Source organism: Streptomyces phytophilus (assembly GCF_013870535.1).
Classification (GTDB): domain Bacteria; phylum Actinomycetota; class Actinomycetes; order Streptomycetales; family Streptomycetaceae; genus Streptomyces; species Streptomyces phytophilus.
Genome location: NZ_JACBXC010001182.1, coordinates 1 through 1,864, shown reverse-complemented (window position 1 = coordinate 1,864; position 1,864 = coordinate 1). Strand labels below are relative to the sequence as shown.

Here is a 1,864-nt window from a genome sequence, read left to right as displayed (position 1 = left end):
ACCAACGCCTTCCCGCACCTCGTCCGCCGCGTCCGCCCGTACCTGACCCCCGTCTACGACTACGCGCTGATGACGGAGCCGCTGACCGCCGCCCAGCGCGACGCCGTGCGCTGGCACCGCCGCCAGGGACTCGCCGACAGCGCCAACCGGTTCCACTACTTCCGCATCACCGCCGACCACCGCATCCTGTGGGGCGGCTACGACGCCGTGCACCACTTCGGCGGCCGGGTGCGGGCCGAGTACGACCAGCGCCCCGAGACCCACCTGAAGCTCGCCCGCCACTTCCACCGCTGCTTCCCGCAGCTCGCCGACGTCCGCTTCACCCACCGCTGGGGCGGCGCCATCGACACCTGCTCCCGCTTCGCCGCCTTCTTCGGCACGGCCCACGCCGGCCGCGTCGCGTACGCCGCCGGGTACACCGGACTCGGCGTCGGCGCCAGCCGCTTCGGCGCCGAGGTGATGCTCGACCTGCTCGCGGGCGAGCGCACGGAGCGTACCGGGCTGCGGATGGCGCGCAGCAAGCCGCTGCCGTTCCCGCCGGAGCCGCTGGCGTGGGCGGGCATCGGGCTGACGCGCTGGTCGCTGGCGCGGGCGGACGCGGCCGGCGGGCGGCGGAACCTGTGGCTCAGGGCGCTGGACCGGATGGGCATGGGCTTCGACAGCTGACGAGAGCAGGGAGTGGGCAGATGCGCATCTTGCTGGTGGGCGCGGGCGGCGTCGGCACGGCGATCACCCGCATCGCGGCGCGCCGCGACTTCTTCGAGGCGATGGTCGTCGCCGACCGCGACCCCGGCCGCGCCGAAGCCGCGGTCTCCTTCGTACGGGCCGCCCACCCGGGTCCGGCCGGCGCCCGGTTCACCGCCGCCCGGGTGGACGCGGCGGACCGTACGGCGGTGGCCGCCCTGCTGCGTACCCACCGCTGCGACGTGCTCCTCAACGCCACCGACCCGCGTTTCGTCATGCCGCTCTTCGAGGCCGCGTACGAGCGGGCGGCCACCTATGTCGACATGGCGATGTCCCTGTCCCGCCCGCATCCCGTCCGCCCGTACGAGGAGTGCGGCGTGAAGCTCGGCGACCAGCAGTTCGCCGCCGCCGACCGGTGGGCCACCTCCGGCCGCCTCGCGCTCGTCGGCATGGGCGTCGAGCCCGGCCTCTCCGACGTCTTCGCCCGCTACGCCGCCGACGAACTCTTCGACACCGTCGACGAGATCGGCGTACGCGACGGCGCGGACCTCACCGTGGACGGCTACGGCTTCGCGCCCTCGTTCTCCATCTGGACGACGATCGAGGAGTGCCTCAACCCGCCGGTGGTCTGGGACGCCGGCCGCTGGCACACCACCGAGCCCTTCAGCGAGCCGGAGGTCTTCGACTTCCCGGCCGGCATCGGCCCGGTGGAGTGCGTCAACGTCGAGCACGAGGAGGTGCTTCTCGTGCCGCGCTGGATCGACGCGCGCCGGGTCACCTTCAAGTACGGGCTGGGGGAGGAGTTCATCGACGTCCTGAAGACCCTGCACAAGCTGGGCCTGGACCGCACCGCACCCGTCGCCGTCGGCGACGCGAAGGTCTCGCCGCGCGACGTGGTCGCCGCGTGCCTCCCGGACCCGGCGGGGCTCGGCGACCGGATGCGCGGCAGGACGTGCGCCGGGACGTGGGTACGCGGCACGAAGGACGGCGGGCCGCGGGAGGTGTACCTCTACCACGTGGCGGACAACGAGGAGACGATGGCACTCGACGGCGTCCAGGCCGTCGTCTGGCAGACGGCCGTCAACCCGGTGGTCGCCCTGGAGCTGCTGGCCACCGGCGGGTGGACCGCCGCGGGCGTCCTCGGCCCGGAGGCCCTGCCGCCGAAGCCGTTCCTGGACCT

The 1,864-nt window shown here is 73.8% G+C and carries 2 protein-coding genes; both read left to right on the top strand.

All coding sequences use genetic code 11. The features are described from left to right. Positions 1 to 666, top strand: a 666-nt coding sequence (locus tag H5J30_RS30530) for an NAD(P)/FAD-dependent oxidoreductase (RefSeq protein WP_181790685.1), incomplete at its 5' end; no start/stop codon positions are given. Between the two features lie 20 nt (positions 667 to 686). After that, positions 687 to 1,864, top strand: a 1,178-nt coding sequence (locus tag H5J30_RS30525) for a saccharopine dehydrogenase family protein (protein ID WP_181790683.1), incomplete at its 3' end; no start/stop codon positions are given.